This is a genomic window from Vibrio sp. 05-20-BW147, from assembly GCF_013369385.1.
Classification (GTDB): domain Bacteria; phylum Pseudomonadota; class Gammaproteobacteria; order Enterobacterales; family Vibrionaceae; genus Vibrio; species Vibrio floridensis.
This window is the reverse complement of record NZ_SZTO01000015.1, coordinates 70,200-95,705: the sequence shown is the minus strand read 5'-3', so window position 1 is coordinate 95,705 and position 25,506 is coordinate 70,200. Positions and strand designations below refer to the sequence as shown.

The window sequence follows — 25,506 nt, the reverse complement described above, 5'->3', positions numbered from 1 at the left end:
GAAAAACGGATTCTATAAAAAAGCGTCGTATTCCACGACGCTTTTTTGCTATTTCACAGCGGCAAAACAGTACGCTTAACTAACTGTGCTGACGGCGAATATTGTCGAGAATAATGCCCGTTGCCATCGCCACATTGAGTGATTCTGCCCCACCAAACGCTGGAATGGTGATCTTATCAGTGACAAACTTCGACGCTTGTTCACGAACACCGTGAGATTCGCTGCCCATCAGCAAAATGCCTTGCGCTGAAAACGTCGTTTTATGAACACTTTCCCCTTCAAGAAACGCACCGTAAATTGGCAAATTTGCCTGCTCTAAGTAACTGGGCAGATCAACCAAGCTCACCTGCACACGGCCAAAACTGCCCATGGTGGCACTGATGGTTTTCGGGTTGTATGGGTCGGCGCAATCGCTGCTGGCAATAATGTGTTTGATGCCGTACCAATCCGCCACGCGGATGATGGTGCCAAGGTTACCGGGGTCAGACACACCATCAAGGGCGATCATCAAACCTTGTGCTTTTGGCGTTTCAATCGCAGGGATTTCTACCACCGCAATCGCCGCGTTGTTGCTCACCAGTGTGCTCGCCTTCGTCAAATCATCCAGCGATGCTTCAATGCATTCATAACCAGCCAGCTCAACCGCATGTTGCTGTAGAAACTCTGCCGTGGCAAAAACCTGTTTCACCTTGAGCGTGCTGTTGGCCAACTCAAGGACATTTTTTTCACCTTGAACCAGAAATAAGCCAAGCGCTTTGCGCTGTTTCTTTTGCCCCAAAGCTCGAAGCAGTTTTAGTTGGTTTTTTGAAATCATTGCATTGTCCCAGATAAAAGCGTGCGAATTATAGAGCAAAGCCGCGACGAGCTAAAGGGGATTGAATGGAAACAAGATAAGCAAAAAGCATCAGTCTGGCGCTACGTCAGACTGATGCTTGTTCGGGTTAGGCTTGAGCCAAAGAACCCGTTCCTTTTACCTCGGATTCAACTGCAGACTTATCAAACCCTTCATGCAGATGGTAGTAACGTTGGTAAATCACACCACTGATGGCCATCATGATGGCAGGTAGACCAATCATCATAAATTCAAGCCCCATGATGGTGCTTGCCGATTGCTCTACGTTAGGGACGTAACCGACAACCGACAAGCCCACACCGACAATGAAGCCACCTGCTGCGCCTGCGAATTTCACAAGCATGGTTTGTACTGAGAAGATAACACTCTCGCTACGACGACCGGTTTTGTGCTCACCGTAATCCACAACGTCCGCCAGCATCACCGTTTGCAGTGCGTTCGCGATACCTACACCGAACTTAATTGCCGCACCCGCCATACCAATCATCAGTGCGTTGGCTGGTGCAACAAAGCCCATCAGTAGCAGAAGCACACAAGACAGAATTGGGAAGCCACAAGCGATAGGCCATAGGAGCTTACGTGGTAATAGAGAAGCGATACGAGGGAACAAGAACACCCCCGCCACTTCTGCCGCGCCTGCCACCGCCATGTAAATTGGGAATAGCTCTGCGTTGCCCAGTGCGTAAGAGAAGTAGTAAATCGCAAAACCACCCACCAATAGGTTCGCAATTTGGAAGGAGAGAACCGTGCCGATCAGCGCTTTAAGCTGGTCGTTTTTACCGATGATAGTCAGTACATCTTTGAAGCTGAATTTCTCTGCGGGTTTCGCGTTTGCCGGCGCCGCTTTCTCTTTGACGTTACGCGCAATCAAGAATGCGCTCATCACAAACAGAACCGCAATCAACATCGCAACATTAAAGAAACCGTCACCTTGGTTGCCGTTACCCAGCTCGCCGACAATGTGCAGACCGTATGTCCCCGTAATGAACCATGCAAGGCTCGCGAACAGGCGTGGCCATACCACCAGCTTTTCACGCTCTTGGCGAGAACTTGATAGCGCCGGAATCATTGACCAATAAGGGATATCCATAATGGTGTAGGTTAAACCCCAAAGGATGTAAGCCGCGGCCGCGTAGATGTAAAGCGTCGTTCCTTCAAACATATGCGTGCTAAAAAGACCAACTAAGACAATCGCATTTAACAGCGTGCCAATCACAATCCAAGGACGGAACTTACCGAACTTAGAACGCGTATTGTCGACGATCACCCCCATCATTGGGTCAGTAATCGCATCGATAATACGAGCGGCTAAGAAGATGGTACCCACGAAAGCAGCAGACAAGCCGGCCACGTCCGTAAAGTAGAACATTAAGAAGATGTAGATAGGTGCACAAGCAAAGTCTTTACCGAGTGCACCAAGACCGTAGGACAGTTTGGTTTGTAGCGTAATTTTTTCAGACATAATCATTCCTTAGTGTCGTACTGCTATTCATTCCCCTAACTAGAATTCATAACGTCGACGTCTTTTATTTAGTTTTCGATGCTAATGCTACTCACACACTGAATGCCTTACTGTGATCAAAAACCGCTTTATGGAAACGTTTACAGACAAGTTTTAAAAATGAGATATCGAACAATATTTGGACCTATTAATGCAAGGAGAACGTGTCATTTACGCCATTTTATCAGCACTTTACGCTCGTTAAACATGAAAACGATTTCACCCCACCAATAAAAAACAACGCAAAAAGCCGTACAAACCTGATGTCTGTACGGCGATAGAAACCCAATGAGAAACGATAAAGTCGTCTAAATAGGAATGGCTTAGTGAATACGTTCGAACGTCACCAACATCGCACTTTCTGCATCAAGAATTGGCATGGTTAAGCCAACTTCTTCACACCATGCGCCAGACAGTTCACAGCCCGATTCAGTCCATGGCGGCTGGTAATTCACGATGTCATCGTAGTTAGACGGTTTATCCAATACCGTCACTCGATATGTCGCTTGTGGATCTAAACCCGGTATGCGCAAATGCCCACTTAGAGAGTTCGTCGGCATCGCGAGCTGAGCAATCATCACCACCGCTTTAGATTGATCGTTGGCCACCACCGCATGAATTTGATGCGCTTTATCATCGGTTGGTACACGCCAAGTTCTGCCGCTGTGCAGCAGTGGACGCAGCATCTTGTGCAGCTTGATATAGCGCTCAAAACCTTCTTTTTCCACTTGCTCTTCTTTCACAGGATCAAGCTCAATCCCCATATGACCGAACAGTGCCGTAAGCCCACGGAACTCGATACTATGACGACGGCGCGTACTGTGACAATGGCTGGCACCAATATGGCTGCCCATCACCTCTGGCGGGAAAAAATAGCTCATGCCGCGTTGAATGGTTTGACGCTCAAGCGCGTCATTGTTGTCTGACGCCCAGAATCGGTGCGTGCGTTTCAGCACTTCAAAATCGATACGACCACCACCTGCCGCGCAAGATTCAATCTCGACGTTCGGATGCTTTTCGCGAACGTTATCGACTAACTGGTAGTAACGTTGGGTTTGATTGTGCGCTGCCGCTTGGCCTAAATGCGCTGGCTGCACCACTTCACGGTTCATGTCCCATTTGATGTAAGCAATGTTGTAAGTCGAGAGGAAATGGTCCAACCGCTCAAACAGAAAGTTAAACGCCTCATCGTTTTGCAGGTTAATCACATACTGGTTGCGACCAGTTGGCTGATCGTAACCGTTTACAGCCAATAACCAATCAGGATGCGTTCGATACAAATCTGAATCTTTGTTGATCATCTCCGGCTCGAACCACAAACCAAACTCCATACCCAGTTTGTTGACGTGTTCGACGATCGGTTGCAAACCATTCGGGTACTTGGTTTCACATAAGAACCAGTCCCCTAGCCCGGCTTTGTCGCCATTGCGCCCTTTGAACCAGCCGTCATCAATGATAAAGCGTTCAACGCCCATCTCCGCCGATTGGGTTGCCATTGACATGATGTAGTCTGGATCGTGATCGAAGTAGATGCCTTCCCAAGTATTAAGGTGAATCGGACGAGGCTTGTTCGCAAAATCCTCAGGCAAAATCGAATCACGGACGTGTGAGTGGAAATGGTGGCTCATGCCGTTGAGACCCGAGTGGCTGTAACTTGCGTACAACCACGGTGTGGTCAGGCTTTCACCCTCTTTCAGTGCCACTTCACCAGGCAGGTAAATGACTTCAGCCTGCATATAACGGCGACCATCAGCTTTCACGTCCACACGCAGTCTGTGATTGCCACTCCATGCGAAATGGAACCCCCATACATCGCCACTCATTTCGTCAAAATGCGCGCTGCCAGCAACCAATGCCGGATAATGTTCATGGGAAGTGCGTCCACGGCGGTTCTCTTGTTGGTAGCCCCCTTGAAGCAAAGGTTGACGCACGGTTTGAAACTCGTGAACCCAGCGCCCGTAATAGGTCATCAACTCGTTCGCACGGGCAGGCAAAGGCAAAGTGTTCGCCAAGCGGTTCACTTGGTATAGGCCCGCTTTAATGTTGGTGAGTGTGTGGCGCGTTTTAACCACATCATGCTGATCCAGCATCAGCTCGGTTGTCAGGCGAAGGCCCGCGATCGCATCTTCGCTTTGAATCACGATGGAACCTTGGTCGTGTTCAACATGAGAGATGACAAACACGGGTGCCCAATCTTGTCCTTCACGATGCCCTTCCACACCGGGGCTGCTGAACACGCCACGACCAAGCTCTGGGTGTAGAGTCATCGCAACATCAGTATCAAGGCGACCATATGGCACCGGACGATGCAGTGCAACGCGAGCGCTTTCAAGCTCCCCCTGAACCTTGTTTCCCCAGTGCAGAATCTCCGCGTATTCGCCGAGCTCGACCATTAACTGAGTTTCCCGACCACTTAACTCAATCACTGTTTTGTTCGTCATCATGCTTACCTAAAAACGAGAAATTACGCCGCATCATAATGAAACGGACAAAATAATCTGTGAGCCACTGCAAAATCATGAAAACGTTTCCAGCCATTTTTCAAACTTGTGCCATCGCCCGCTACGCTATATTCCTTCTTATATTACGCAGCGATCAGCGCCAAAACACTTCAGATTCTTTGGTTACTGAATTCTTTAAATCCCTGCACGAAAACTCAAATACAAGGTTGATTTATTAGGAGTTTTTCACCATTCAATTCACTACCTTACAACAACAAAATCATAAATAAGGTTACAGACCACTCAGTTAAACTCCCCACCTCTTGAAGTGGTTAGCCGACAACCGTATTCTTGAGGCTTCGAGATTCTTTATGAAGTGTCTCTCTTGGGTCCTAACTCAAAATCCCAGTTTGACGATACAGCAAATGCTCGTGTGCAGTGCGCCCGCGAACCACTTGGTGTATGTGCTTCCTTGTCTCACATGCCCAGTTGATTTCAATTGGGCGCTCTTTCCTCTTCTTCCTAACAACTGCCTTTCCTTAGCTAAAAGCCAATTTAAATCAGCATCTTAAACAACATCAATTCCAATACCCCAACCCAAACTCCGCCAGTCAAAGTAAACGCTCCCAACCTGCATGGTTTAAAATCAATCTGAAATTGCGCTCGAAGCCTCAATTTAAGAGATCAAAATCACACAAAATGGTAATTACCCCCTCATTACGACAAAAATGCCAACCTCATCATGAAAACGTTTCCATAGTTTATTTACACTGCGCAGCGAGTTAGGACTCAAACCAATAAAAAATAAATCCATAAAAATAGAATGGAGACACTTCATGAAACAAAAGACGCTTGTCAGAGCGCTTGGGTTCACCCTCGCCCTAGCACCGATTGCGGGTATGGCTGCAGTGGAGAACATCACTTACTTTGGCTACGCCAAGTGGGGCAACATTTACACCGATAACGATGAACACAATGGTGGCAAAGGCGAACGCAACGATGTCATTCGTGCTGGTCAAGGTTATGGTAACTACCGTTTGGGTAACGAACTGAACTGGTGGGAAGCGGGCTTGAAAGCTGACGTTTGGCAACAAGGTGAAGCGTACTTTGATACCACCCTTTACCTTGGTAGCGGTGAAAGCTGGGGTGACGTTAGCGTGATCCAAATGTGGTCAGCGGGTCACGGCCTGTTTGAAGGCCAAGCGGATGCCACTGTTTGGGCGGGCGAACGTTTTTACCGTCGTCATGAAGTGCACATGATCGACATTAAATACTGGGATACATCGAGCACAGGTATCGGTATTGAAAACTGGGATCTTGGTTTTGCTAAAGGTCACATCGCATGGATGGCGCCAAACTCCAGCGCAGATGGCCGCAGCTTACACAACATCGACGCACGTTTAAGCGGCATTGAACTGAGTGACAGTGCAGACCTTACGGTCGGTTTGAACTACGTGTTCACGCAAAACTCTAGCTATGACGACAGTGACATCACCACTTCTGGTGCCATGCTTTCTGCACTTTACCGTCAAGCTTGGAACTATGGTTCAAACACATTCGCTTTCCAATACGGTACGGATGCGCTTGCAGGCGGTTTGATGAGTGCTGAAGGTGGCTCAAACCGTAAATACAACACAGGCGTAGAGCACGATGGTTACAGCTGGCGTCTCTTCAACTCTGGCGATCTTAACGTGAATGAAGATTTCCAAGTGATGTACTCCATCGCTTACCAAAACAAAAACCTGGACAACAACGAAGGTGAGAAATGGTTCAGTGTAGGCGCTCGTCCTCAGTACAGCTGGACAGATTACATGGCCACCGCACTTGAAGTTGGCTACGAATCAGTAGAAGCACAAAACGGCGCTGGTACCAACGACATGTACAAAGTGACTGTGGCGCAAATGTTCCAAGCTGGCAAAGGCGTTTGGGCTCGTCCATCACTGCGTTTGTTCGCGACCTACTCAGAGAAAACCGACGAGTGGCACCGTGGCGGCGAAGTCTACGGCCATGCTCGCAGCACTGGTGGACAAAGCGTTGACGAAATCACCTTTGGCTTTAACGTCGAAACATGGTGGTAACCCAATCCCGCAACTATTTTTGAACCCAACGGGGTGAGTAACTCGCTCACCCCACAAAGGACAACGCAGATGAAACTCAAACCGCTAGCAACTCTATTCATGGCTCTGTCTCTTAGCGCGTGTAGTGGATTACCAGAGCAAACTTTCAATACCGATTTGAGCCAACCACAATGTTGCTCGACGTTAGATACTTTGCCTCTGACCGCCCTATCGATTCCTTTCCACCAACAGGTGGTTATGGATGCAAATCTGCCAAGCTTGAGTAGTGCGGTTTTACTTTCTTCAGATTCTGCTTCATCCCAACCGCTTCCAGTGATGAGCTACCAAATCACTTCTGACGTGCCATTTTCACTGCTCGTTCGCTCTTATGTTGACAACAATGCGTTATTTGCTGCGAATATCATGATTTACGACGCGAAATGGCAGCTTCTATCGGATTATTCGGCGAAAGACTTTAACTACCACACAACGGGCATGCGCGGCTTAGAGCATGTTGAACAAGTAATCACGGTGAACCCACCACTTAATGGCGCGAAATACGTGGTCATCGCTTCAGATTCGACAATGCTTGGCATGGAATTGACTCGCAAGCACCCAAAAGAAGTTTATGCAGAAAGGCAAAACGTCATTGGCAGTAAACAGCTTCCGCTCACAGCGCAGTTCCAACCTTTTGGCGTTATTGATGTCACGGCGAGTGCCTCCGACAACAACGCGGTATTAACGCTTTTGGCGGAATTGGGCACGCAAACCAACGACACCGCGAAAGCAGAGTTATCCCCTGCTGCATCGCCTAAAGCACAAGACGAATGGACACTGTACCAAGTTCAAATCGATGCAGCGCTCAAAGACAACGACGTAAAACAAGCGGCGGCAATTGCCAATCAAGCGGGTGAGCAAGGCTTTACCCACGCAAAAGATTATCTCGTGAAGCAATTGGCAAAATAACGCTTCACAACAAAAGCAAAGACACCCTCGCTTCGGACTCAAACTCCGTAGCAAAACAAAATTAGAAACAAAGAGTTAAGTAGGAAAGCCATGACTGCATTTTCAGAAATTCTCCAACGACGCGACTGGGAAAACCCGCAATCCGTGAACATTCACTGCCTAAAGGCACATAGCCCACTCGCCAGTTTTCGCGATATGGCCCATGCTCGCGATGGTATTCACGCCCAGCGTCAATCACTAAATGGACAATGGAAATTCAAACTGTTTGATGCGCCAGAGCAGGTGGATGGTCAGTTCACGCAGGCCGATTTCAATGACGCGGAATGGGATGAGATCCCCGTGCCGTCTAACTGGCAACTGCACGGTTACGACAAACCCATTTACGCCAATATTAAATACCCATTTGACGTAAACCCGCCGTTTGTACCAAGTGATAACCCAACCGGTTGCTACCGCACTAGGGTATCGTTGTCACCAGAAGAGTTGACCAACACACAACGCATTATTTTTGATGGCGTGAATTCGGCTTTCCATCTTTGGTGTAACGGCACTTGGGTTGGCTACAGCCAAGACAGCCGTTTGCCTGCCGAGTTTGATCTCACATCGCATCTCGTGGCGGGGGAAAATACGCTCGCGGTCATGGTGATGCGTTGGTGTGATGGCAGCTACCTAGAAGACCAAGACATGTGGTGGCTAAGCGGTATCTTCCGCGACGTGACGTTGCTGTCGAAACCACAACACTGCATTGAAGATGTGTTCATCACGCCGGATCTCGACGCCTGCTATCGCGACGGCTCACTCTCCATCGTCACCACCATTGCAGCGCCAGAAACCCATCAAGTACAGGTTCAATTGTTTGAGGGTACACAAGCGGTCACTGAGCCAAACATCGCTCGCCCACACAACCGTCGCATCGACGAGCGGGGCACTTGGAATGATGTGGTATTCCAAACCCTGCACCTACGCGAGCCAAAGAAATGGACGGCGGAAACACCGAACCTCTACCGCTTAGTTGTTTCACTGTTGGATGAAAATGGCACGCATCTCGAGAGCGAAGCGTACCCTGTGGGCTTTCGTAAAGTGGAAATCAGCGAGGGTCAATTGAAGCTCAACGGCAAGCCGCTGCTGATCCGCGGGGTCAATCGCCACGAGCATCATCCAGAGCTGGGCCATGTGATGACAGAAGAGGATATGATCCGCGATATCTGCCTGATGAAACAATACAACTTCAACGCAGTGCGCACCGCTCACTATCCGAACCATCCGCGTTGGTACGAACTGTGTGACCAATACGGCTTGTACGTGTGTGATGAAGCAAACATTGAAACCCACGGCATGCAGCCAATGAGCCGCTTATCGAGCGATCCGCAATGGGCGCACGCGTACATGAGTCGCTACACCCAAATGGTCCTGCGCGATAAGAACCATCCATCGATCATCATCTGGTCTTTAGGTAATGAATCGGGCCACGGCAGCAACCACAATGCGATGTACGCTTGGTCGAAAAACTTTGACCCTTCTCGCCCTGTGCAATACGAAGGCGGCGGTTCAAACACCACGGCAACCGACATCATTGCGCCAATGTATGCGCGCGTTAATACCCTAGTTGCCGATGAAGCGGTGCCAAAATGGCCAATCAAAAAATGGATTTCTCTCCCCAACGAAACGCGACCATTGATCTTGTGCGAATACGCCCATGCGATGGGCAATAGCCTAGGCAGTTTTGATGAATACTGGGCGGCATTTCGCGAGTTCCCACGCCTACAAGGCGGCTTTATTTGGGATTGGGTCGACCAAGGCTTGAGCCAATGGGATGAAAACGGCCAGCACTTCTGGGCTTACGGCGGCGATTTTGGTGATGAAATCAATGACCGCCAGTTCTGCATTAACGGCTTGATCTTCCCCGATCGCACCGTGCATCCAACGTTGCAAGAAGCCAAATATTGCCAGCGCATGATCACCGTCTCGCTGCAAGAGCAAACCCAAAAAGCGTGCACACTGTTGGTGACCAACGAGAACCTGTTCCGTGCCACTGATAACGAGCAATTGAACTGGTCACTGTTGGAAAATGGCCAAGTCATCCAAACGGGCTCACAGGTGCTTAGCGTAGAGGCTGACAGCCAAACACGCCTTGAAATTGCGCTGAATTTCACGCCAAAAGCGCAGGCGCAATACCACTTAAATACCGACATCGGCCTTATTGAAGCGACGTCATGGGCTCCCGCTGGCCATGTGGTGGCGACAGAACAAATGGCGCTGCGCAATCACGCTGGCCTTGCTATGCCAACCTTGCGCACACAGCCTGCACCCAAGCTGACCCAAAACGGCCACGCCATTGTGGTCCGCAGTCTGGATGAAAAGCATCAATGGCGCTGGGATAGCCTAAGCGGTTTGCTGATGGAATGGAACGTGGATGGCAAAGCGCAAATGCTGGCCGCGCCGCAAGACAACTTCTTCCGCGCCCCGCTGGATAACGACATCGGCATCAGTGAAGTGGATAACGTTGATCCCAACGCTTGGGTATGCCGTTGGGAAATGGCGGGCATCGGTCAGTGGGAGCGTCATTGCGTCCAGTGCGAGAGCGAAACGCTCGCTCACGCCGTGGTCGTGACCACCACGTTTGCCTACCACTTTGGCGGCGAAGTGCAAGCCATTACCAAGTGGACGCACACACTCAGCAACGATGGCGAAATGCAATTGGATGTCGACGTCACACTGGCAGACGCTCTACCGCCGATGCCGCGTATTGGCTTGGAGTTGCAACTGCCGCTTCACCAAACCGACACGCCGATCACATGGCAAGGCTTAGGCCCATTTGAAAACTACCCAGATCGCTTAGCCGCAGCACGTTTTGGCTTACATACTCAAACACTGGCGCAGATGCACACACCGTACATCTTCCCAACCGACAGCGGCCTGCGTTGTGGCACGCAGTGGTTGCAAGTAAACGAGTTGGCCATCTCGGGTGATTTCCAGTTCAGTGTTAGCCAATACGCTCAGCAACAATTGGCAGCAGCAAAACATACCCATGATTTGCTAGCACAACAGCAGATTTACCTGCGTCTAGACCACCAGCACATGGGGGTTGGCGGTGACGACTCTTGGAGCCCAAGTGTACACAAAGAATTCCAATTAACGGAGAAACACTACCGCTACCAGTTGCGATTTAGCCCGGCTTCACGCTAGCGTTTGCTCGCCTCTAGGCTTTCCCACTAGGCTTTCCCTCTAGGCTTTCCCACTAAGCCAAACCCGATAAGCCAAGCCTTTGATTTTGCGTCTAAGGCTTGGCTTTGTCGTTTTGGTGCGTTTTTTTGCACTCGATCACCACTTTTATGACCAACGTTTACACACAAGATAAAAACCACACTCAAATCACAAAACCCTTACAAACATTAACATTCAATTACAAATCTGGTGAAATTTTTATCTAGTTCACATTAATTGATTCGTTTGTCACTATACTCAAAGGGTAAACGTTTTCACCAATTATAAAATTAATTGCAGATAACGAATTACCCCTACAGCAAACCAATAACAAACAATCAGGATTTTTCTATGAGAAAGGTTACTCTACTTGCTCTGCTCACTGCTGGTGTAGGCTTTGGAACACAAGCTCTAGCGGATACCACCCTTGGATTTACTATCTACAAGTACGACGACAACTTCATGTCGGTTGTGCGCCAAGCGATTGAAAAAGAAGCGGCATCAGACAAAAGCACTCGCATTCTGATGAACGATTCGCAAAACAGCCAATCGATGCAAAACGACCAAGTGGACGTCATGTTGGCTCGTGGTGTGCAAGCGCTGGCCATTAACCTGGTTGACCCTGCGGCCGCGCCAACCATCATCCAAAAAGCGAAAATGGACGATGTGCCTATCGTGTTCTACAACAAAGAACCAAGCCCACAAGCGCTCGCGAGCTACGACAAAGCGTACTACGTCGGTACCGACTCAAAAGAATCGGGCATCATTCAGGGTGATCTCATCGCGCAAGCGTGGAAAGCCAACCCAGCATGGGACAAAAACGGCGATGGCGTACTGCAGTACGTAATGCTAAAAGGCGAACCTGGCCACCCAGATGCGGAAGCACGCACCACGTATTCTGTGCAAACCATCAATGAAAACGGCATCAAAACCGAAGAGTTGCACATGGATACTGGCATGTGGGATACCGCGATGGCGAAAGACAAGATGGACGCTTGGCTCTCTGGCCCTAACGGCAGCAAAATCGAAGTGGTGATTGCCAACAACGACGGCATGGCGATGGGCGCAGTAGAAGCACTGCGCGGCGCGGGCGTGAAACTGCCTGTGTACGGTGTTGATGCCCTAGCTGAAGCCTTGGCGCTGGTCAAATCTGGCGACATGGCGGGTACCGTACTCAACGATGCGGAATCCCAAGCGAAAGCGACCTTTGAACTGTCACGCAACCTCGCCGATGGCAAACAACCTGCTGAAGGCACTCGCTGGCAAGTCGTGAACAAAATTGTTCGCGTGCCTTATGTTGGCGTTGATAAAGATACCTTGAACTAATTTAGTGCCCGGGGGAGCATGCTCCCCCTATGCGCTTTCTTCATTGTCACACTGTCGTTAGAGAACATTTCTGTTGTCCGCCCATTGACGAAATAAAGAGAGACCATGGTAAATCAAACACATGAATTCCTGTTGGAGATGACAGGAGTAAGTAAAGAGTTTCCTGGGGTAAAGGCATTAGATAAGGTTAATTTAAACGTTCGCCCTCATTCTATTCATGCATTAATGGGAGAAAATGGGGCTGGCAAATCAACACTATTAAAATGTCTATTTGGTATTTACGAGAAGAATGAAGGAAATATTCTCTTTCTCGGCAAGGAAGTGAATTTCACCTCATCAAAAGAAGCATTGGAATCCGGTGTTTCTATGGTTCACCAAGAATTGAACCAAGTAAAACAATGCTCCGTCATGGATAATATTTGGCTCGGTCGTTATCCAAAGAAAGGGTTCTTTGTTGATCACGATAAAATGTATCGCGATACCAAAGCAATCTTTGCCGAACTGGATATCGATATCGATCCTAAAGTCAAAGTCGCGACCTTATCCGTGTCACAAATGCAGATGGTTGAGATCGCCAAAGCGTTCTCCTATGACGCCAAAATCGTCATCATGGATGAACCCACCTCATCGCTGACGGAAAAAGAAGTCAGCCACCTGTTTACCATCATCAACAAGCTGAAAGAGAAAGGCTGTGGCGTGGTGTACATCTCGCACAAGATGGAAGAAATCTTTGCTATCTGCGATGAAATCACCATTTTGCGCGATGGACAATGGGTCGACACTCGCCCTCTCAAAGGGCTCGATATGGACCAGATCATCGCCATGATGGTTGGCCGCGAGTTAACGCATCGCTTCCCTGAAAAAACCAACACACCGAAAGATGTGATTTTGCAAGTGGAAAACCTCACCGCGCTCAACCAGCCATCGATTCAAGATGTGTCGTTTGAACTGAAAGCGGGCGAAATCTTAGGTGTTGCGGGCCTTGTGGGTTCACGCAGAACCGACATCGTCGAAACGATTTTCGGTGTACGCGAACGCAGCGAAGGGCACATTCGCTTGCATGGTCGTGAGATGAAAAACCGCGATGCGCATGAAGCGATCAACAACGGTTTCGCCCTCGTGACCGAGGAACGTCGCTCCACCGGCATCTACGGCAACCTCGACATCACCTTCAATGCGTTGGTGGCCAACGTCGATGAGTACAAAACCAAAATGGGCCTACTCAGCGACAAAAAAATGAAGAGTGACACGCAGTGGGTGATTGATTCCATGCGCGTGAAAACGCCCTCTCATCAAACCCACATCAGCTCTTTGTCGGGCGGTAATCAGCAGAAAGTCATCATTGGCCGCTGGCTACTCACGCAACCGGAAATCCTCATGCTGGATGAACCGACACGCGGGATCGACGTTGGCGCCAAGTTTGAGATTTACCAATTAATTCTCGAATTAGCCAAGAAAAACAAAGGCATCATTATTATTTCTTCGGAAATGCCGGAATTACTGGGTATTACAGACCGAATATTAGTCATGAGTAATGGCCGCGCAGCGGGCATCGTTAATACCAAAGAAACTTCACAGAATGAAATATTAGAACTGGCTTCTCGCTATCTCTAGGGAATGAATTATGGACGCTGTTAAATCTTTCGCATTAAAGCATTTAAAAGAGAGCGCAATATACGCGGTTCTCCTTATTCTACTGGCTGTTATTGTTATTCAAGAGCCATCGTTTCTTAGCTTGAGAAACTTAAGTAATATCCTGACTCAATCTTCCGTGCGTGTCATCATCGCTCTCGGTGTCGCCGGCCTGATTGTCACCCAAGGCACCGACCTTTCCGCCGGCCGCCAAGTGGGTTTGGCGGCGGTGATTTCGGCCACCCTGTTGCAATCGATCGATAACGTCAACAAAGTGTTCCCAGGCATTGGCGAAGTGCCCATCGTCGCGGTGATCATTTGCGTGTGCTTGATCGGTGCCATCATCGGTTTGGTCAACGGCGTTATCGTTGCTTACCTAAAAGTAACGCCCTTTATCGCCACATTAGGTACCATGATCATCGTTTACGGCATCAACTCGCTTTACTACGATGCCGTGGGCGCCTCTCCGATTGCGGGCTTTGACGAGCGTTTCACCACCTTTACGCAAGGCTTTATCAACCTCGGTGGTTTCCGTTTCTCCTACATCACCTTCTACGCCATCATCGCCATTGTCTTTATGTGGGTGCTGTGGAACAAAACCGTGTTTGGCAAAAACATTTTCGCCGTGGGGGGTAACCCAGAAGCGGCCAAAGTGTCTGGTGTGAACGTCCCCCTCACCTTGTTGAAAGTGTATGCCCTTTCTGGTGTGCTTTACGCCTTTGGCGGTATGTTGGAAGCTGGCCGTATCGGCAGTGCCACCAACAACTTGGGCTTCCTATACGAGCTCGATGCCATCGCCGCGTGTGTGGTCGGCGGCGTTTCATTTGCCGGTGGTGTCGGTAGCATTGCTGGTGTTGTCACGGGTGTGTTGATCTTCACCGTTATCAACTACGGTATGACCTACATCGGCGTCAGCCCATACTGGCAATACATTATTAAAGGCTCCATCATCGTCTTCGCGGTCGCGCTCGATTCGATGAAATACGCCAACAAAAAATAACCCCCAACTGCGCCTAGCGCTCGCCCTGCCCTTACCGGCAGGGCTTTTTTAACTCACTTCGGTGAAAAATCCTCTCGAAACTTGAGCTTATCCGACATTTATTCGGTTGCCATTTGAGTTATCACCGTGGGCGGTGTTAAATGGCGGCGTAAACGAACAATAACAACAAAAGTAATCCCTTATGGCGACCATCAAAGACGTGGCAAAACTGGCTGGCGTATCCATAGCCACCGCCTCACGCGTTATCAATAACGCCCCTCACACCAGCGAAGCGGCAATCGTCGCGGTCAAAGAAGCAATGCAATCTTTGGGCTATCGTCCCAACGCCAACGCGCGTGCACTGGTGAGCAAATCTTCCAATACCATTGGCGTTTTGGTGAATGACGTCTCTGCGCCTTTTTTTGGCACCATGGTCAAAGCCATCGACACCGTGGCCTGCGAACAAGGCAAACAGTTGTTGATTGGCAGCGGCTATCACGACGCCAACAAAGAGCGCAACGCCATCGAGTTGTTGATCAACAGCCGCTGTGAATCCTTGGTGGTGCACAGCAAAGGCATGAGCGACCAAGAACTTGTCTCACTGGCGGACGAAATTCCCGCTATGGTGGTGATCAATCGGGTCGTGAAAGGCATCGAATCACGCTGCATTGCGCTCGACAACCATCGCGGTTCCTACCTTGCGACGGAGTTTTTGATCCGCAGTGGTCACAAACACATTGGCTATATTTGTTCCAGCCACAACATCGACGACGCCAAAGATCGCCTCGCGGGCTATCAAGATGCCTTGCGCGACAACGGCATCGAGATCCGCGATGAATACATTGAATATGGCGAGCCAGACGAAACCGGCGGCGAGCAGGCGATGATCAGCATCATGGCGAAGAACCTCCCCATCACCGCGCTGGCGACATACAACGACTACATGGCCGCAGGATGCCTCTCGTTGCTGCTGGAAAACGGCATTCGCATTCCTGAAGAGATGTCGCTCATTGGCTTTGATGATGGCCACGTCGCACGCTACATCTACCCACGCTTAACCACAGTTCGCTATCCGATTCAGGTGATGGCCAACGAGGCGGTAAAACTGTCGCTGCAATTGGCCAATGGTGAGGCACCTGAGCGCAAAGAGCACAAGCTCTTTTTGCCCATGCTGATCCGCCGTGCCTCAGTCGGCGCGCCTGCAAAATAACCGCCATTCGACACTATTTTTGTGTAATTAATCACTTGATGAAATATTGATTAATTATTCGCGTATCACCGCCAGACTCAGCCGCCTATAATTCATCAAACGTTTAATTTTGAAGGGCGGCTGATGACGGAACTCAACCCACGCCGAGGACGGCCAACGCACAACATCGACACAAGGCAACTGCTGATTCACCACGCACGCGAGTTGTTCACTGTGATGGAATACAACAACGTCTCCACCCGCTTAGTCGCGCAAAAAGCAGGCGTGAATGTGGCGATGATCCGTTACTACTTTGGCAGCAAAGAAGGGCTGTTCGAGACCATGCTGCGAGAAACCCTCGCGCCGATGCAAAAACAGATGCAAGCCCTAGTGCTCGAAAGTTCAGAGAAAAACCTGCTCGATATCATGCGCACTTATTACCGTGAAATGGTCAAAGTGCCTCAGTTTCCCCGCTTGATTGCGCAAGTGATGCGCATGGCCCCCTCCGATACCCAACGCAAATTAATGGAAAAAGTGATGAACGACATCACCCAACCGATGCAAGGGTTGATCTTCGATCGCTTGTTAGAAGGCGGCATACTGCGCCAAGGCGTAGACCCCAAATTAGCGCGCATCACCTTTATCAGCTTGATGGTGTTTCCTTTTATGGCGCCCCCCGCGTTACTGGCGATTCACGGCATTGAACTGAATGAAGCTTTTCTCAACCGCTTGTTTGAACACAATATTCAACTGATGAAACACGGATTTTTGGACTCAGGAGCAGCCCATGACCCTCAATAAAAAATGGCTCTTTTTCCCCGCGTTGGCGGTGGGCGTGCTGGTGTTGGTGCTGGCGGTCAAACTCAAACCCGAACTGCCAGTGAAACCTGCCGATGATCGCGCTCGCTTGGTGGAAACCCTGCCGCTAGAACTCAAAGCCGTTGCCCCTTTGGCGATTGGCTTTGGCAAAGTGGCCCCCAAAGTGGAGTGGAAGGCGATCGCTGAAGTCTCGGGCAAAGTGATCTACCGCCACCCACGCTTAGAGAAAGGGCAAGTACTCAAAGCTGGCACTGAGATTTTGCGTATCGACCCGCTCGATTACCAACTCAAACTGGTGCAAGCTCATGCCGACCTCAAATCTTCCCAAACCTCTTTGGCTAAGCTCAACCAAGAAGAACAAAACCTCAAAAGCAGTTTGAAGATCGAATCTAATCGTCTCGCGATTGCCAAAAAAGAGCTCGAACGCAAACAGAACTTGCGTAAAAAAGGGCTGAATTCACAATCGGATGTCGATCAACAAGAACAAACCACCCTTTCCCAGCGCAAATTGGTGCTCGACATTGAAAACCAAATCGCCCTCATGCCGGACGAAAAACGCGTGGCAGATGCACTGATCAAGGTCAACAACGCCAAGGTGGATGAAGCCAAGCGCGCACTGGAAAAAACCATCATCACCCTGCCTTACGATCTGCGCATCGCGCAGGTGGACATCGAACAAGATCAGGTGGTTAACCAGCAGCAAACCATGGTCACCGCGCACGGTATTGATGTGATGGAAGTGGAAGCACAGCTCTCGATTCATGACATGCAAACCCTCGCCGCCAGCTTGGGCGAGTTCGCGCGCGACGAATCGGGCATTCCGCAACCGGACATGACCTTTATTCAAGCTTACATTGAGCTGAGCAGCGGCAACTTAAGCGCCAGTTGGCCAGCCAAAGTGGCGCGGGTGAGCGAAACGGTCGATGCCAACCAAGCCACCGCTGGGGTGATTTTGGAGATAGAACAAGACTACCGCGAGCTCAATCCAACCTCATTGCCACCACTGGTCAATGGCATGTTTGTTCGCGCCTACATTGAAGGGCAAGCCAACCCCAATTGGGTCATCCCCGAGCGTGCTCTGCATGGCAACAAAATCTATCTGATGGATGAGCAAAACCGCTTACGCATCGTGCCAGTCACGGTGTTGTTCCGCCGCGACAACCAAGTGGTGATCGATGGCGAACTCAGCCACGGGCAAAAACTGATCGTCAACGACCTATTGCCTGCGATTGAAGGCATGCAGTTGAAAGAAGCCAGCAGCGAGACGAATCCAGAGGAGAGTGGCTCATGATTCGTTTTTTCGCCAAACACCCGACCGCAGCCAACTTGTTGATGTTGACGCTGCTGATCCTCGGGATTTCGTCACTCTCCACCATCAAACGGGAAACCTTTCCGGAGTTTGATCCGCCGTACATTATGGCGGCGGTGGTCTATCCAGGTGCGTCACCCCAAGAAGTGGAAGAGAGCATTTGCGTACGCATGGAAGATGCCGTGGATGGCCTTGCCAACATTGTCGAAACCCAATGTGAAGCGATTGAAGGCTCGGCGCGCTTAATCCTCAAGCTCAATGAGAAAGCGGACATCAGCCGCATGCTGGTGGATGTGCAAACGCAAATCAACGCCATCAACGATTTCCCCAAAGAGATCGAATCTCCGGTGGTGCAGGAGCTCGATTGGAACGAACCCGTGGTGGATGTGGCGATTACCGCCGACACCACATGGCCGGAACTCAAAGCCTATGCAGAGCAGCTTAAGCGGACGTTAAAGCTCGATTATGGCGTCTCTTTGGTCAGCGTGGCAGGCTTTTCCGATCACCAATATCGCGTCGAACTCGATACCCAAGCGATGCGTCAGCTCGGTTTAAGCGTTGGCGATATTGCCGATCAAATTGGCCGCCAAAACGTCAAGCTCCCCAGTGGCAATGTGGAAACGCCCGACAAACATTTTCTGATCCGCTTTGATGAACGCCGCGTCACACCACAAGAGCTCAGCACCATAGTCGTAGGCTCTGGGCCCAATGGTTCGTTAATCCGCTTGGGCGACATCGCCACTATCAGCGACCGCTTCGAGCTCGATGAGCAAAAAGTGCTGTTTGATGGCCACCCTTCAGCCCTGCTGAAAATCAGTAAAAACAAAGAAGACGACGCCCTGCGCATCAAAGATCGCGTGACCCAATTTGTTGCCGACCAACAGGCGATCGCCCCCGATGGCGTGCAACTGGAAATGACCAACGATCTCTCGTCTGTCTTGTGGGATCGCCTCACCATGATGGTGAGAAATGGCTGGCAAGGTATCGTGCTGGTGTTTGCCACCATGTGGCTGTTCTTCAGTTTGCGCTATTCCTTTTGGGTGGCGGCCGGTTTGCCGGTGGCTTTTCTTGGCGGGCTGTTTTTGATGGCGCAACTTGGCCTCTCCATCAACATCATGTCACTGGTGGGGCTGCTGATGGCGATCGGCATCATGATGGACGATGCCATCGTGATTGCCGAGTCGATTGCGGCGCACCTTGATCGCGGAGAGAAGATCGACGATGCAGTGATCAAAGGGGTCAACAAGGTGCTGCCGGGGGTGATTTCCTCCTTCCTCACCACCGTGTGTATCTTTGGTAGCTTGCTGTTTTTGCAAGGAGAAATGGGGGCGGTGCTCAAAGCGGTGCCACAAGTGCTGATTTTGGTGCTCACCCTAAGCTTAGTGGAAGCCTTCCTCATTCTGCCCAACCATTTGGCGCATTCCCTGCACAAGCAAAAACAGGAAAAACCGGACCTCAAATTCAAGCAAACCTTACTCGAACACTTTGAGCATTTTCGTAATACCACCTTGGTCAATGCCGTGGAAAAAGTGGTGGAGTTTCGCTACGCCTTTATGGGTGGCGTGTTAGCGCTGCTGCTGATTTCTGCCGCGACCTTGGCGGGCGGGCTATTGAAATTCCAGCCCTTCCCAGAGCTTGATGGTGATATCGCCGAGGCGCGCATCATTTTGCCGCCGGGTGCCTCTTTGGCGCAAACCGAAGCCGTGGTCGAAAAAATCGTCGCCTCTGCGCAAAAGCTGGATCGCCAGTGGAGTGAAGAGAAGGAAAACGGCACGCCGTTGGTGCGCCATATCACCAGCCAATTTAATGCCAATGCCGATGCTAACGAATCGGGCCCGCACATCGCCACCGTGCGGTTGGATCTGCTCGGCGCTGAAAGCCGCAACACGGTGATTGACGAGTTTATTGCCGCGTGGCGTGACGATGTCGGCGAACTGGCCGCACCAATTTCACTGGTGTTTAAGCAACCGACCATGGGCCCAGGTGGGCGCGCGATTGAGATCCGCGCCAAACACGATGATCTCGATGCGCTCAAAGCCGCCTCTATCGACATTCAGCAATACCTCAACCAGTTCGCCGGTGTGCATGGGGTGTTGGATGACATGCGCATGGGCAAAGAAGAAGTGTTGGTCAAACTGCGCCCTGGCGCGGAAGTGTATGGTATTAACGGCCAGTTGATCGCCAACCAGCTGCGCGCGGCTTTCTTTGGTCAAACCGCCGATGAAATCCAACTCGGCGTGGAGAATATTTCGATTGAAGTGCGGCTTAATAAAGTGCAAGCGGGCGATTTGCAGCAATTAGCCAACTTCCCGATCATGATGGCCGATGGCAGCCAGATCCCGCTCGCCACCATTGCTACGCTCGATTTTCAGCGTAACTACGTGCGCATTCAACGTATTGACGGGCTAAGAACCATCAGCGTGTTTGGCGATGTGGACAACACGCAAGCCAACTCCACCGCGATCATTCGTCAGTTCCAACAGCAAGAAGCGCCGAAGCTGATGCAAAAATACCCCGGCTTACGCTTTGATTTTGAAGGGGAAGCCAAAGACACCGCCGAGACGGGATCTTCAATGGGCAAAGGCTTTTTGCTCGGCTTGTTTGGGGTGTTCGCCATTTTGAGTTACCAGTTCCGCAGCTATTTAGAACCGTTTGTGGTGATGCTTGCCATTCCTCTTGCCTTTATTGGCGTGGTGTGGGGGCACATTCTGCTTGGCCATTCGCTGAGCATGCCAAGCATGATGGGCTTTGTTTCGCTGGCAGGGATTGTGGTCAACGACTCGATTTTGCTGGTGCAATACATTCGCCATCATGTCGATGAAGGTGACAGCGTGCACGACTCTGTAGTGAAAGCGAGCCGTGAGCGTTTTCGCGCGGTGTTCCTCACCTCCATGACCACCGCTGCGGGTTTGTTGCCGCTGCTCACCGAAACCAGCTTGCAAGCGCAGGTTATCCAACCTTTGGTCATTTCCATTGTGTTTGGCATCCTTGCTTCGACCTTGTTGGTGTTGTTTATGATTCCAGCCGCTTACGCCATTTTGGCCGATTTTGGTTTGGTGCATAAACACCAAGAGATATGAAGCAAAATGAGTAAATAATCGGCAAACGAGCGAGGCCCAACGCCTCGCTCCCTCGCTTTGTGACCATCACGGCACTTCGTGTAGACTAAGTTGGGCTATAGTTAACGCATGTTTAATTTACTGGCTAAATCGATGTTGATTCCTGAAAAACCAGACAACGAACCGCAGCGCATCGCGGATCTCCATTCTCTCCACATTTTAGATACTGTTGCAGAAGAACGGTTTGATCGCGTCACGCGTCTCGCACGTCGACTGTTTGATGTGCCGATCGCTTTGGTCAGCTTGGTGGATGAAGATCGCCAGTGGTTTAAATCCTGCTTTGGTTTAGATGCCAGCGAAACACCACGCGACATCTCCTTCTGCGGTCATGCTATTCTCGGTAACGACATATTTGTGGTGGAAGATGCCTGTGAAGATGAACGCTTTGCCGACAACCCATTAGTTACGGGCACACCACACATTCGCTTTTACGCTGGCGTTCCGCTGTTTTATGAAGATAAATCTTGCTTAGGCACCTTATGCATCATCGACAGCAAACCGCGCACATTAAATGCTGAAGAGCGTTTGGATTTGATCGATCTCGCCAAAATGGCCGAGCGAGAACTCGCCGCCACGCACAGCGCCTCCATTGATGACCTCACGCAGATTTCCAACCGCCGTGGTTTCATGACCTTGGCGAAAAAGAGCATGGCCTATTGCGAAGTGGGCGGATATCCCTATTCCATCGCCTATTTGGATCTCAACGGGTTTAAACCGATCAACGACCAATTTGGCCACCAAGAGGGCGACCTCGCACTCAAAGCGTTCGCCGACACCATGAAAAAGAGCTTCCGCGAATCGGATGTCTTTGCCCGTCTGGGTGGAGATGAGTTTGTGGTGTTTATGTCTGGTGCGTCTCGCTCTGTGGCACAAGTGGCCATTAAGCGTTTTTCCGAGGCCATAGAGCAGTACAATCATGCTGCCAACCGTGGCTATGATTTGTCGTTTTGTGCCGGAATCGTGGCCGTTGATCCAAACAGCAACATTAGTTTAGACGATCTGCTCTGCCAAGCAGACAGCGCGATGTACGATGAAAAAAGCAAGATAAAGAAATCCAGCTAGAGCGACTCAACACCTCGAGCGATGGAAATCCTAAGCAAAATAGGTACAATCCTCGCTCGATTTTTTGACTTGCGCGGACTCCCTCATGCACACGCTGGACCCTTGCTTTACCTCATTCACCACCGCTATCGACAGCTACGCCCTGCCCGAGCGCTTTACCTTCCCGTTTTACTACACACCGCACCCGTTGTGTGTGTTGGCGGCAGAGCAGTTGCAACAGCATTTGCTCACTCAGCAAGAGTGGCAACACAACTTTGGCTTGTTGAACGGCGAAGTGGTGAGTGACGATGAGAGCGCAATTGGCAAAATGTTTGGCGTGCTGCTGGTTGAAAATGCACAAGGCGACATCGGTTTTTTGAGCGCATTCTCAGGCAAAATTGCCGACCAAAACCTATTGCCCGGCTTTGTGCCACCGGTGTTTGACATGCTGGCAGAAGAGAGCTTTTTCCGCCGCGAGTTGTCGGAAATCACCGACCTCAACCATCAGGTAAAACAGTTGTCGCAAAGCGCAGAGCTGGCACAACTGCGTCAGCAAATTGAGGCTGACCGCCAAGCTTACCAAGCGCAAGAACAAGCCCAGCGCCAAGCTATGATTGAAGGGCGCGCCGCACGCAAGCAACAGCGCGAGCAAGCGGAAGCAACGCTCACTGGCGATGCGCTCAAAGCGGTGTTGGATGATCTCGCCAAACAAAGTGTGGCCGAGAAAAACGTGCTCAAATACCTCAAACTGGAGTGGGATGAAAAACTCGCCAGTGAAGAGGCGCGTTTGCACGTGCTGCTCACTCAACTCAACGAGCTCAAAGAGCAGCGCAAAACCTTATCGAACGCCTTGCAACACAAATTGTTTGCTCAGTATCGATTCCTCAATGTGCGCGGGGAGCAGAGCGATCTCAACGCGATTTTCGCCCCCACCACCAGCCCCGTGCCACCAGCCGGCTCTGGCGAATGTGCCGCGCCAAAACTGCTGCAATACGCTTTTACCCACGGCTTGAAGCCACTGGCAATGGCGGAATTTTGGTGGGGCGTGTCACCGAAATCGGAAGTGCGCCAACACAAAAAGTTTTACCCATCCTGCCACAGCAAATGCCACCCCATTTTGGGCCATATGCTGCAAGGGCTGAACATGGACCCGAACCCGCTGGAAGAAAACTGGGCAGAAGACAAAGAGCTGGAAATCGTCTATCAAGATGAGGCGATGGTCGTCGTCAACAAACCCTCAGGGCTGTTATCGGTGCCGGGCAAAACCATTACCGATTCCGCTTATACCCGTTTGCAAGCGCTATTCCCTGACGTGGAAGGGCCGTTTGTGATTCACCGCTTAGACATGGCGACATCGGGATTATTAGTGTTTGCCCTCACCCGCCGCGCCAACAAGAGCCTGCAAAAGCAATTTATTTCTCGTGGCGTGCAAAAGCGTTATGTGGCGATGCTGGAAGGTGAGGTGTCGCAAAGCCAAGGGGAAATCACCCTGCCCATGCGAGGCGACCCAGACGACAGGCCGCGTCAGTTGGTCTGTTTTGAACACGGTAAACCCGCGCATACCGATTGGCAGTTGATTGAGATCCGCGATGGTCGCAGCAAGCTTTACCTCTACCCAAGAACGGGGCGCACTCACCAACTTCGCGTTCATTGTGCCCATCACCTTGGGTTGAACATGCCGATGGTCGGCGATGGGTTGTATGGTGAGAAAGCCAACCGACTGCACTTGCACGCCGAGTCGCTTGAACTTGACCACCCTTACAGCAAAGAGCGCATGCATTTTCAAGTGGATGCCGAATTCTAATTCGTGCCTTTCAGCGTGTGGCGCTGGCCGTACAAGCTACCCACCGAACCAATCTCGAATCAACATTTTCGCTCTATTTACCGTGCCACTGGTCACTGAGTAAATAGAGCGATATATCGCCAATCGGTTTGAGCCGTTAGCAACTCACCCACAGCTACATCCACTGGTTCAGTAAGGTAACGAACTTCGGATGAATCAAATAGCCAATCGCAGAATGAGGGTTGGACTGCCCATCTCTCACACACAAATTGTAGATGGGGTAAATGTCTTTCATCCCGCCTTTGACTAAGCCAAGTGGCAGCATCTCTTTGAAATCGTTTTTGATGCGATTGTCGTGAGAAATGTAATCGTCTTCCGCTGAAATATTGCACCATTGGTGAAGGTTGAGTGGGTAGCGTTTTTTACCGCTTAAGCTGCTGCCTTTCAAACGCGCCTTCACGTTTTCATCCCCCAGCGGCGAGCCTAAGGTGACTAAGAGATCGACTTTCTTTTCAGCGCCGTAGTCGTGGCGATATTCGCCATAATGAGAGAGCTTCCACAAACAATCGTAACTGATCATGCTGCCCAAGCTGTGCGCGACCATCATAACCTCATCGCCACTATCGAGCGCTTCTTTCAGTTCTTTGGTCAGGCGCGAGCGCAAGTCACTGCCGTAATAACTGTCTTCGTTCCAGTAATGCGCCATATCGGGGGCAACACTGGTGATCAGCGGCTCTGCCAGTTTTAAGTGGCCTAATACGGCTGAGAAAGTATCGGCCAAGGCTTCCGCTAAGAAGCCCGCTTTAGAGACTTTTTTGTAGTTCGTTTTGGTAAAACCATTGCGCGGGTATTGCTTGAGTTTATCCAGCGCATCGATACGGCTTTGCGGATGTTCGGTTGGCGCTTCGAGCAGCTCGTTGGAAAGATCGCCATAGTAGATAAACCGCTTTTCTATCTGCTTAAACGCCTGAACACGGCTTTCACCGTAATCTCGCTGTAAACCATGTTCAATGGCGTTGAACCACAATGTTTGTAAATCGTTTTTGTCTGGTTTCGGCGCTCGGCCATGAATAAAGAGTATTCGCTTTGCCATAGTTCCTCCTGACGTGAAATGACGCGTTGCTCCAAGATCGGATCACGCATTCTCAGGTTAGGAGTGAGAAACTACCACGAAAGTGATACCCATTGCATAAACAGCGCAACCCTTGCGAGCTGGCGCTGTTTTTGTACTGAGTCTTAAAGGTGGAGCAAGAGGCTAAGAAGTGAAACCTCCGCTATTGAATGGTA

At 50.4% G+C, this 25,506-nt stretch carries 16 protein-coding genes; 12 read left to right on the top strand and 4 right to left on the bottom strand.

The features are described from left to right. Positions 1 to 79: 79 nt before the first annotated feature. The 3 genes from FC652_RS14635 to FC652_RS14625 all read right to left on the bottom strand — a co-directional run bounded on the left by FC652_RS14635 (position 80) and on the right by FC652_RS14625 (position 4,795). Positions 80 to 814, bottom strand: coding sequence for an RNA methyltransferase (locus FC652_RS14635; RefSeq protein WP_011151593.1), 735 nt, complete (start codon positions 812 to 814; stop codon positions 80 to 82). 127 nt (positions 815 to 941) lie between these two features. Next, on the bottom strand, positions 942 to 2,315 hold the full coding sequence (gene melB / locus FC652_RS14630; protein WP_176299178.1) for a melibiose:sodium transporter MelB: 1,374 nt from the start codon (positions 2,313 to 2,315) through the stop codon (positions 942 to 944). Positions 2,316 to 2,677: 362 nt separating this feature from the next. After that, positions 2,678 to 4,795 (bottom strand): alpha-galactosidase, encoded by a 2,118-nt coding sequence (locus tag FC652_RS14625; protein WP_176299177.1) that lies wholly within the window; start codon positions 4,793 to 4,795, stop codon positions 2,678 to 2,680. An 836-nt stretch (positions 4,796 to 5,631) separates the two neighbouring features. On the opposite strand from FC652_RS14625, the gene FC652_RS14620 reads away from it, so the two are divergent. From FC652_RS14620 to FC652_RS14565, 12 genes are all read left to right on the top strand, one after another. Next, positions 5,632 to 6,873: a carbohydrate porin gene (locus FC652_RS14620; protein ID WP_176299176.1), complete on the top strand. Its 1,242-nt coding sequence runs from the start codon at positions 5,632 to 5,634 to the stop codon at positions 6,871 to 6,873. Between the two features lie 69 nt (positions 6,874 to 6,942). Further along, positions 6,943 to 7,818 carry a MalM family protein gene (locus tag FC652_RS14615; protein ID WP_176299175.1) on the top strand — a complete coding sequence of 292 codons (876 nt, stop codon included), beginning with the start codon at positions 6,943 to 6,945 and terminating at the stop codon, positions 7,816 to 7,818. A gap of 90 nt (positions 7,819 to 7,908) precedes the next feature. After that, positions 7,909 to 11,004: a beta-galactosidase gene (locus tag FC652_RS14610; RefSeq protein ID WP_176299174.1), complete on the top strand. Its 3,096-nt coding sequence runs from the start codon at positions 7,909 to 7,911 to the stop codon at positions 11,002 to 11,004. Between the two features lie 369 nt (positions 11,005 to 11,373). Then, positions 11,374 to 12,348: a galactose/glucose ABC transporter substrate-binding protein MglB gene (gene mglB / locus FC652_RS14605; RefSeq protein WP_011082209.1), complete on the top strand. Its 975-nt coding sequence runs from the start codon at positions 11,374 to 11,376 to the stop codon at positions 12,346 to 12,348. Between the two features lie 105 nt (positions 12,349 to 12,453). After that, on the top strand, positions 12,454 to 13,962 hold the full coding sequence (mglA, locus tag FC652_RS14600; protein ID WP_065090901.1) for a galactose/methyl galactoside ABC transporter ATP-binding protein MglA: 1,509 nt from the start codon (positions 12,454 to 12,456) through the stop codon (positions 13,960 to 13,962). Between the two features lie 10 nt (positions 13,963 to 13,972). Beyond that, the gene (mglC, locus tag FC652_RS14595) at positions 13,973 to 14,980 is read left to right on the top strand and encodes a galactose/methyl galactoside ABC transporter permease MglC (RefSeq protein WP_011082207.1); all 1,008 of its coding nucleotides are present in this window, start codon (positions 13,973 to 13,975) and stop codon (positions 14,978 to 14,980) included. 181 nt (positions 14,981 to 15,161) lie between these two features. After that, a complete protein-coding gene (locus FC652_RS14590; protein WP_011151585.1) occupies positions 15,162 to 16,169 on the top strand; it encodes a substrate-binding domain-containing protein in 1,008 nt (335 codons plus the stop codon). Positions 16,170 to 16,292: 123 nt separating this feature from the next. Further along, positions 16,293 to 16,949: a TetR/AcrR family transcriptional regulator gene (locus tag FC652_RS14585; RefSeq protein ID WP_011082205.1), complete on the top strand. Its 657-nt coding sequence runs from the start codon at positions 16,293 to 16,295 to the stop codon at positions 16,947 to 16,949. Next, positions 16,936 to 18,258, top strand: coding sequence for an efflux RND transporter periplasmic adaptor subunit (locus FC652_RS14580; RefSeq protein ID WP_176299173.1), 1,323 nt, complete (start codon positions 16,936 to 16,938; stop codon positions 18,256 to 18,258). The genes FC652_RS14585 and FC652_RS14580 overlap by 14 nt, the downstream gene beginning before the upstream one ends. After that, on the top strand, positions 18,255 to 21,356 hold the full coding sequence (locus tag FC652_RS14575) for an efflux RND transporter permease subunit (protein WP_176299172.1): 3,102 nt from the start codon (positions 18,255 to 18,257) through the stop codon (positions 21,354 to 21,356). The genes FC652_RS14580 and FC652_RS14575 overlap by 4 nt, the downstream gene beginning before the upstream one ends. Before the next feature lie 132 nt (positions 21,357 to 21,488). Continuing rightward, a complete protein-coding gene (locus FC652_RS14570; RefSeq protein WP_176299188.1) occupies positions 21,489 to 22,457 on the top strand; it encodes a sensor domain-containing diguanylate cyclase in 969 nt (322 codons plus the stop codon). 85 nt (positions 22,458 to 22,542) lie between these two features. After that, entirely contained in the window at positions 22,543 to 24,240 is a 1,698-nt protein-coding gene (locus FC652_RS14565; RefSeq protein ID WP_176299171.1) for an RluA family pseudouridine synthase, read from the top strand. Positions 24,241 to 24,394: 154 nt separating this feature from the next. On the opposite strand, the gene FC652_RS14560 is transcribed toward FC652_RS14565, so the two are convergent. Then, positions 24,395 to 25,312 (bottom strand): hypothetical protein, encoded by a 918-nt coding sequence (locus tag FC652_RS14560; protein ID WP_176299170.1) that lies wholly within the window; start codon positions 25,310 to 25,312, stop codon positions 24,395 to 24,397. Positions 25,313 to 25,506 lie beyond the last annotated feature (194 nt).

Excerpts from the sequence above, each read along its gene's own strand:
- FC652_RS14635 (WP_011151593.1), bottom strand. The coding sequence starts at position 814 with ATGATTTCAAAAAACCAACTAAAACTGCTTCGAGCTTTGGGGCAAAAG.
- melB (WP_176299178.1), bottom strand. The coding sequence starts at position 2,315 with ATGTCTGAAAAAATTACGCTACAAACCAAACTGTCCTACGGTCTTGGT.
- FC652_RS14625 (WP_176299177.1), bottom strand. The coding sequence starts at position 4,795 with ATGACGAACAAAACAGTGATTGAGTTAAGTGGTCGGGAAACTCAGTTA.
- FC652_RS14620 (WP_176299176.1), top strand. The coding sequence starts at position 5,632 with ATGAAACAAAAGACGCTTGTCAGAGCGCTTGGGTTCACCCTCGCCCTA.
- FC652_RS14615 (WP_176299175.1), top strand. The coding sequence starts at position 6,943 with ATGAAACTCAAACCGCTAGCAACTCTATTCATGGCTCTGTCTCTTAGC.
- FC652_RS14610 (WP_176299174.1), top strand. The coding sequence starts at position 7,909 with ATGACTGCATTTTCAGAAATTCTCCAACGACGCGACTGGGAAAACCCG.
- mglB (WP_011082209.1), top strand. The coding sequence starts at position 11,374 with ATGAGAAAGGTTACTCTACTTGCTCTGCTCACTGCTGGTGTAGGCTTT.
- mglA (WP_065090901.1), top strand. The coding sequence starts at position 12,454 with ATGGTAAATCAAACACATGAATTCCTGTTGGAGATGACAGGAGTAAGT.
- mglC (WP_011082207.1), top strand. The coding sequence starts at position 13,973 with ATGGACGCTGTTAAATCTTTCGCATTAAAGCATTTAAAAGAGAGCGCA.
- FC652_RS14590 (WP_011151585.1), top strand. The coding sequence starts at position 15,162 with ATGGCGACCATCAAAGACGTGGCAAAACTGGCTGGCGTATCCATAGCC.
- FC652_RS14585 (WP_011082205.1), top strand. The coding sequence starts at position 16,293 with ATGACGGAACTCAACCCACGCCGAGGACGGCCAACGCACAACATCGAC.
- FC652_RS14580 (WP_176299173.1), top strand. The coding sequence starts at position 16,936 with ATGACCCTCAATAAAAAATGGCTCTTTTTCCCCGCGTTGGCGGTGGGC.
- FC652_RS14575 (WP_176299172.1), top strand. The coding sequence starts at position 18,255 with ATGATTCGTTTTTTCGCCAAACACCCGACCGCAGCCAACTTGTTGATG.
- FC652_RS14570 (WP_176299188.1), top strand. The coding sequence starts at position 21,489 with ATGTTGATTCCTGAAAAACCAGACAACGAACCGCAGCGCATCGCGGAT.
- FC652_RS14565 (WP_176299171.1), top strand. The coding sequence starts at position 22,543 with ATGCACACGCTGGACCCTTGCTTTACCTCATTCACCACCGCTATCGAC.
- FC652_RS14560 (WP_176299170.1), bottom strand. The coding sequence starts at position 25,312 with ATGGCAAAGCGAATACTCTTTATTCATGGCCGAGCGCCGAAACCAGAC.